At 59.9% G+C, this 7,917-nt stretch carries 5 protein-coding genes; all 5 read right to left on the reverse strand.

Translation table 11 applies throughout. The annotated features are described in order from the left end of the window. Positions 1-4 precede the first annotated feature (4 nt). From FJ404_13050 to cysC, 5 genes are read right to left on the reverse strand one after another with little or no spacing between them, the layout of a single operon-like run. The gene (locus tag FJ404_13050; GenBank protein ID MBM3823790.1) at positions 5-2,581 is read right to left on the reverse strand and encodes a hypothetical protein; all 2,577 of its coding nucleotides are present in this window, start codon (positions 2,579-2,581) and stop codon (positions 5-7) included. Between the two features lie 12 nt (positions 2,582-2,593). Continuing rightward, positions 2,594-4,135 carry a hypothetical protein gene (locus FJ404_13055; GenBank protein ID MBM3823791.1) on the reverse strand — a complete coding sequence of 514 codons (1,542 nt, stop codon included), beginning with the start codon at positions 4,133-4,135 and terminating at the stop codon, positions 2,594-2,596. Between the two features lie 25 nt (positions 4,136-4,160). After that, positions 4,161-5,537 (reverse strand): nucleotide sugar dehydrogenase, encoded by a 1,377-nt coding sequence (locus FJ404_13060; protein MBM3823792.1) that lies wholly within the window; start codon positions 5,535-5,537, stop codon positions 4,161-4,163. A gap of 56 nt (positions 5,538-5,593) precedes the next feature. Next, on the reverse strand, positions 5,594-6,742 hold the full coding sequence (locus tag FJ404_13065) for a CapA family protein (GenBank protein ID MBM3823793.1): 1,149 nt from the start codon (positions 6,740-6,742) through the stop codon (positions 5,594-5,596). A gap of 12 nt (positions 6,743-6,754) precedes the next feature. Continuing rightward, positions 6,755-7,417: an adenylyl-sulfate kinase gene (gene cysC, locus FJ404_13070; GenBank protein MBM3823794.1), complete on the reverse strand. Its 663-nt coding sequence runs from the start codon at positions 7,415-7,417 to the stop codon at positions 6,755-6,757. Positions 7,418-7,917: the final 500 nt, after the last annotated feature.

Consider the following 7,917-nt stretch of genomic DNA (forward strand, 5'->3'; position numbering starts at 1 on the left):
GCTCCTAGGGGCGCACAGCCCTGTAAAACATTTGACCTTCGTCCACGCTGAGAGGATAGGGACTCGCCGCTCCGGCCACATCCTGCCACGGCCCTTCTCCTGCATTTCGGGTTTGTTGCAGTCTGCCTTGAAACCTCAACACCCATCCACCTGCACTTCCTTCCGACGAGAGGGAAGGAGGTCCCGCACTGAGGGTTGAAAAATAGGATCGGATGGCATTCGGGTGATTCCCTGCGTTGACTGGAATCCGTTCCTGATTGGGTCCGAAACTGTACCATTCAAGCCCCGCATCACCGGTGCCTTCAAACCAAACCAGCCTCATCGGATACAACCCGGCAACGGGAACATGGGACGAAAACGGGACCTCCGAAGCCAACTTGTTCGTCAACACCCCGGCGACAACCAGCGCGGTGGCGCTGAACTCCGTCGCCACCGTCAGCCGAAATCCCTCGTCACTCTGAACCCCCATCCGCACCAGACCCGCCGGCAAGTCCAAGAATCCAACAACCTCGGCCGAAATAAAATTGTTGGCCCCAACCGGTTCTCCTGAAGCCGGTGATCCGACCCCGGGAATGGGGGAATCAGGATAGCCGTTGAAGGCCGTGAACCATCCCGCTTCCACGCCGCTTCCTCCCGCCATTTCCTGGTTCCAATTGATGATCCCAGTGAGCCGATAGGAACCGTCCGGCTCCGGACCGGGAGCGGCTCGATCAGGGAAGGACAACGCTCCCCGCAAATGGTCCTCGGCTCGTTGAAGGGTGTTCGTCACCCCGGTGGTGCCATCCGCAATCTTCTTCACACGCACTCGAAACCCCCTGGCCGAAGGATCAGGAACCTCTCCCGTTCGCGCTAATCCCTCGGGAATTTGAACATAATTCTGGGCCACAAAAGTCCAAGAACTCGTCACCCCGGCATAAACCAATCCAGCCCGATTGGTGGATCCCGGCGGTAACGGGGGATCCGGAGTGTAGGTGACCAGCGTATCAGTCCTCAGCCTCGTCGTCCGCACCGGGACGTCCTCTCCGTTCAAAATCAATCGCACGGGGGCATTGCCAAGATCAGCCAAAATCGCGCCCACCCCATCCGGAAACGGCCTCGGCCCGAGCGAAAGCGCGTTCCCCCATTCGGGAAGCTGCCCTGCTCCCAATGCCACGCGAATCGGACCCGCCTCGCTCTGCTGATGAATCGGCTCCCATTGTGCTCTCATGGGATACACCGAGTATCGAACCCAGGGTCGCGGAGGTCGGATGTACTCACGGTAGGCTTTGATGGCCAGGCTGGAGGCGGGGTCGTTGACAAGGAAGCGCTGGCTGGAACCTGTTTCCACGGCGAACCATTCCACACTGCCGGCGCCGGATCCCTTCCAGTAGAGCAGGCGGAACGGATACAACCCCTCTTCCTGAACCAAAACTGACATCCAACGGCTGGGTGCCGCGGTGGCGGACCCGGACTCGTCGTAGTACCCAACTAATGTCCCCAAAGTGTCCAAAGGATTGGGAGCGCTGGACAGGACAAATCCTCCGTCGCAATTCACCGAAAACAGATAAGCACCCGGCTTCAAATCCAAATAGGCTGTGGCTTCCAGCACCAAATTGTCTACGCCGGCGCCTTCCCCTGCCGGCGAGGTGCCCCGCCCGGGAACACCGGGCATCGGGGCGGAGGGATTGTAAACCCCCGCGCTCGCACCGCGGATGGATAAATCAAACACCCCGTTCACATCGAAGCTTCGGTCGGCGTTGAATCCAGACAAGTTGATCAAGTTCGGATAAGGAAGCTGATTGGTCCGATTGAGATAGCCATCGAACAACTGCATCTCGGGCCGCGGCATTCTATTCGCACTCCCACCCCAGCCGGCATAACGTCCACCGTTGGTGTGAGCGCCGTCCATGGAACGGTCCAATTGATGCATCTTGGTGATCTTGAACCCGCGCCGGTTGAGATCCACCGCGCCGACGGGCGCTTTTTGGCCCGGAGGAAGCACCACGCAGGGAATCGGGAGCGAACCGGGACCGCCCGCAGGCGTCGCTCCGCTTCCGCCCTCGCGAAGTCCCGCCGTCCCTCCCACCACAAAACTCCAAGTGTTCGTCACCTCGCGCGTCACTGCGTCCTGGGCGTAGGAGTAAACCAGCACCGCGATGTTGGTGCCTCCCGGAAGCAGGTTTTCAAAGCCTCCATCGCGTTTGACGAGGGTGCGCGCCGCCCCTTCGGCAGCCTGTCCAATGGCGACGCCGACGCCATTCAATCCCAACGTCACGCTCCGCGGCTCAAACTCCATGGTACCATGGCTGATCTCCGCCGAGACTTCCTCCAACGGAGAAACCAGGACGGATCCCGGGGCCGGCGTCAATCGAGTCAAGTGCGGGCGAACGGAACGGGCCGTACGAAGCGCTTGATAGGGTGAAGTCGGATCGTTGATCAAAGTCTTGAGACCGCTGCCAGGATCCACGCTAAACCATTCACAGCTCGAATCTCCGGTTCCTTCCCACCACAGCAGCCGAAAGGGATAGTAGCCTTCCGCTTCAACGAAAAAATCGAAGATCGTGTCGGAAGCCCGCCGCCCCCCGTTGACCGATCCAAGCACCAGTCCCTGAAACTACCCCGCCGCCTGGCCCACCGAAAGGACAAAACCCTCGTCGCTGTTCACTCCAAACCGGTGATTGCCCGCCGACAACCTGAGAAAGGTCCTCATCTCGACGACAAAATGATCGTGGCGCGTGCTGGTGGTGCCGGGGAGGCGCTCGTCCGGGGCTTGCAATAATCCTTGCCCGGTGAAATTCCCAAAATCCGCCGGACGGCCTGCTGGCTGCCCAAAATTGATGATGCCGGGCCAGTCCACAAATCCTTCGGCGTCCACTCCTGCCACGACCGCGAGGTTGGTGTAGGCTCTTTTCGTTGCCGGATCCAAATAGCCTCCAATCAAGGCCCGTTGCACCTGCCAAAGCGCATTGCCATCCGCCCCGGTCGTCAACGGACCCCTTTCATGGGGCATCTGGTAAGTTCGAATCCTGAATCCTGGCTTGGAAAGGTCGACATCCGTAACCGCGTAGTGCCGGGGGACTTCGATGAAACGGCCCACCGTAAAGGTCCAATCATTGGTGGTCCATGAGCCCGCGGCATCCGCAAAAACCAGCGTCGCCGTATGGGAGGAATTCGGAGCGAATTGGGAAGCGTGCGCGCTGATTTGCACCCGGTTGTTGGTTCGCGACACTTCGGTCAGCAACGGCTCACCGTCCACCGCCAGTCCCGCCTTCGCCAAATCGATCTTGAGTTCGGTTTCGATGAACTCGACGCGGATCAACGGCGCTGGGGATGCCCCGGATGAACCGGGAACCGGCTCGATCAACCTGACGGTCGGCCCCGCCAATGGCACCCGTGTGTCCCGATAGGCACGGAGGGCACCCGGTTGATTCGTGTCGTTGATCAGAATCCGCTGGCCGGAGGTCTGGCCCGGTGCATAAGCATAGAACTCCAGGCCCGAGTTGGGCCCCACATTTTCCCACCAAACGAGCCGGAACGGATAAAACCCCGCTTCGGTCACGGTCAGATTCGCTTCCGTGCTGCCGAAGACGCGGTTGTTGTCAAACTGGGCCGCGGTCACCAATTGAAAACGCTCAAAGGGGTTCAACCCTTTGCCAAAGGTCAATCGAAAGCCATCATCACTGTTGACCCCCAAACGAACCATACCCGCGGGCAGTTCCAAGAAACCCGTGATCTCCGCCGCATAATAATCTCGGGTCCGAACATCGCCGGCAATGCCGGGCACCGGACCATCCGGCCTCGACGGATTGGAAGTGGAGGTGAACAGCCCGCCGCTTGCTCCGGAGGTTTGCGGCAACGCTTCGTGCCAATTGATGATCCCTGGCACCTCGTGAATCCCGCCTTTGCCCGAACCGGGAACCGACAGGTCGGCCACGGGATTCCCGGTCGTCGGATCGATCGCGTCTCCGCGAAGGAAAGTTTCCACCGCCGCCAGATTGACCAGCGGAAACCTCAGGTTGCCCTGAGCCACCCGCACCTTGAAGCCGGGCAGATTCGTGTTCACCGAGTCAGGCGGCGCGGCCAATTGCGGCGGAAGGGTCTGTGCCCGCCCGGAAACCAGGAGGGCCACACCCCACAGCACAAACAGCCCCCTCATCAGGAGGGAACCCCGCGCTGATCGATCAGGAAGTCTCAATGGTCCTGCCAATCCCATGCACTTCAAAACCCAGGCGCTTGAGCGCCCGCAAATCCAAAATGTTCCGGCCGTCAAACAGGCTGGCCGGCTTCTTCATCGATCGGTAAATCCGTTCGAAATCCAGCCCTCGGAATTCATCCCACTCCGTCAAAACCAAGACTGCGTGAGCCCCCTCCGCGGCCGCATAAGGACTGGCACAAACCTCAAACGAACCCGCTCCCGCGTTGAGAGTGTTCGCGATCGCCTCCGCCGTCACCCGGGGATCATACAACGCCAGTTGCGCCTCCTCCGCGAGCAAATCATTGCAGACATAGATCGCCGCCGACTCCCGCGTATCATTCGTGTCCTTTTTGAACGCGAAACCCAGCACGGCGATCCGCTTTCCCGCCGCGGTGTTGAACAGGGACCGCATGACCCGGGCGGCGAATCGGCGACGCTGCATCCGGTTCATTTCCACCACGCCCTCCCAGTATTCGGCCACTTCGCGAAGCCCGAACGTTTCGCAGAGATAGACCAGATTCAGGATGTCCTTTTGAAAACAGGATCCGCCAAATCCCACCGACGCCTTCAAAAACTTCGATCCAATGCGGCTGTCCATCCCCACGGCCCGCGCCACTTCTTCGATATCCGCCCCGGTGGCCTCGCAGATCGCGGAGATCGAATTGATGGACGAAATCCGCTGCGCCAAAATCGCATTCGCCGCCAGTTTCGAAAGCTCGGAGGACCAGACGCTCGTGGTCAGGATGCGCTCGCGGGGCACCCATTGGGCATAGACATCGGCCAACCTCGCGACCGCGCGTTCTCCCTCCGGGGTGCGCTCGCCGCCAATCAACACTCGATCGGGATCGAGCAGATCCCGCACCGCCGTTCCCTCCGCCAAAAATTCCGGATTCGATAACACCTGAAAACGATGGCCCCGCGTATTGGCCGCCAGCACCCGCCCGATGGCCTCGGCGGTTTTCACCGGCAGGGTCGATTTTTCGACGACGATCTTGTCCCGGTCAGCGGCCTCCGCAATCCGGCGGGCACTCAATTCGACGAACTTGAGATCCGCCTGTTTTCCCGCCCCCACCCCGTATTGTTTCGTCGGGGTGTTCACCGAAATAAAAATGATGTCCGCGCCTCGGATCGCGGCGTCGATGTCGGTCGTGAAGTGAAGATTGCGCCCTCTCGCGGCGCTCACGACCTCGGCCAGACCCGGCTCATAGACGGGCAGTTCGTCCGAATTCCAAGCCGCAATCCGATCCCCGTTCACATCCGTCACCGTCACCTGGCAGCCGGGACACTGCCGCGCGATGACGGCCATCGTGGGACCGCCCACATAGCCCGCACCGATGCAGCAAATGCTCGGATCGGAGGACATCTTACCCAGCGGTGATGATTTCATCTCCCGATTCAATCCCTGGGTGAGGCTGAGATTCAAGCTTCCGGAAGCGAGCGGAGCAAGTCGTCAAAAATCGTCTCCAGGGCTTCCCGATGCGTCTCGCAGCAGACCGCGTTGCGCACCCCTTTGGCAAGGCGTTTGCCGTACAACAGCCGCTCCAGCATTCCGGATCGGTTCAACTTCATCAGCGGTCCATTGTGGCCCAGGAGTGAGCTGAAATAGGAATGGCGCTTGCCCAAGGCAAATTCCCTCCACTCGTGTTTGACAAAGACTGGATCCAGGATGCGCTGCGATCTCGCCTCCAGGCACTTTCGCAAAGCCTGCTCGTCATCCCCCCTGAGCCGACGGGCGCCCGGGCGCGGGTCCGATTGGCGGAAGGGCACATAATCGAGGCTTGCTTGACCCGGCGCTTCAACTTGCAAGCGCACCAAAATGCCCTCATGAAAGCTGGCCCGGTCGCGGTAGAGCGCTTCATCCATCACCAGCGCGCCTTGGCCATAGACAATGTGGCCGCCCCGATGGTGCTCGATGCCTCCCAAAACATGAGGATGCTGCACCACCACACAAGATGCACCCATCTCGATCAGGAACCGGCAGGTTTCCTGCACGCGCGGACTCGGAACAACGAATTCATCACCGCCATGGAACAACACGACGAGATAATCGATCTGCCCGCGAACCGCCGCCATGCTTCGCACGAACTGGATCAAGTCCAGCGGGTTGGCCCCGGGCTCATCTTCCCTCGCGATCGAATACTCATGCTCGGCCAACGCGATGAACCCGACGCGCATCCCGTCGATTTCCCTCACCCAAATCTTGGAAGCTTCCTCCAAATTCTCGCCCACACCCACCGTTTCCAATTGCTGGGCTCGGCACGCCTTCAACGTGCTTCGGATTCCGGCCGCACCATGATCTTTGATGTGATTGTTCGCCAGGCACAGAAGATCCACGCCTCCAGCCTTGATGCCGTTGATCGCCGAGACCTCGGCGCCAAACACCGGCCCGGTCTTGAGGATCGGCGAAGGACGCTCGATCAGGGGGCACTCCAAATTGGCCACCACCAAGTCGGCCGCCTCAAACTCCTCCAACAAGTCGTTGAAAAGCCCGCGGGCATCGCCCGCTCGAAAGAGGGGAAGGTTCGATTCGATGGGACACAGATCGGCACCGATGAGCAGTCTGGGCATGGGAATCGGCGATCAAAGCGCCGCGTGCTCGCCCGAACGGAGCTTGGCATCAAGTTCCGCGAGATACTCGATGACCTGCCGTGCGCTTTCGGCCGGAGTCTGCTCTTGCGAATGCACGAGAACTTCAGGCTTCTCGGGAGCCTCGTAAGGCGCGGAAACTCCCGTAAACTCCTTCACCTCGTTGGCCCTCGCCTTCGCATAGAGCCCCTTGATGTCACGCTGCTCGCACACTTCCACCGGGGTCGCCACATGCACTTCGACAAAACGTCCAGCGGGAAGCAGCTTCCTCACCAAATCCCGGTCGCTGCGATAAGGCGAGACAAACGCGGTAATGATGATAAAACCCGCTTGCATGAACAACTTCGCCACCTCCCCGACCCGGCGAATGTTCTCACGACGGTCCTCAGGGGCAAAACCCAAATCCTTGCAAAGTCCATGACGGACGTTGTCGCCATCCAGAATGTAACAATGCCGGCCCAGATGGAAAAGGCTTCGCTCAAGCTCCGTGGCCAGCGTCGATTTCCCGGAGGCGGGCAAACCCGTCAGCCACACGACGTAGGCCCCATGCCCATTCTGCTTCTCCCGCTGGACATGCGTCACCTTTCCCTGGCTCCAGAATATGTTTTGGCTCTTGTGCTGTGAATCCGCCGTCCGATGGGGATAATGGTCGTCCAAGACAATGCCGCCTCCGCTCACTTCGAAGCCATCGACCAGGACGAAGCGCCCCGTCGCGGGAAGGTTTTGATAAAGGTCGAACGCGACCGGCCGCTTTGTCCGCAACACAACTTCGGCTACCTCGTAGCGCCCGACCCGGGCTTGCGGCCCGGGTTTGAGGACCGAAGCCAGTGTGGAGGCATCAATCACCTCGGTGATCTGATCCACGCGGCATTCCGTTTCCTGCGTCCCAAGCTTCAACTTGTAAGCTCAGACATCCTGACCTCATGCGGGGAAAGATTGGGTGGAGTGGAATGGAATTGAGACCAAGAGGGACATTTTCGACTTTCAAGGATGGGGGTGGTGGCGGTGAATAGGTGAATGCCGCAAGTTTAATGACCGATGTTTCCTGCCGGGTCTGTGGAGCTCAACCGCGATCTGGCGTGTCGAACGGAAGGAGACAAAGTGGTCTACTTCAACGGGCATTTGCCCGTGTTCACGCACGCCAGGAAGGATCTGGC

The sequence above is a fragment of the Verrucomicrobiota bacterium genome (genome assembly GCA_016871495.1).
In the GTDB taxonomy this organism is placed as follows: domain Bacteria; phylum Verrucomicrobiota; class Verrucomicrobiia; order Limisphaerales; family VHDF01; genus VHDF01.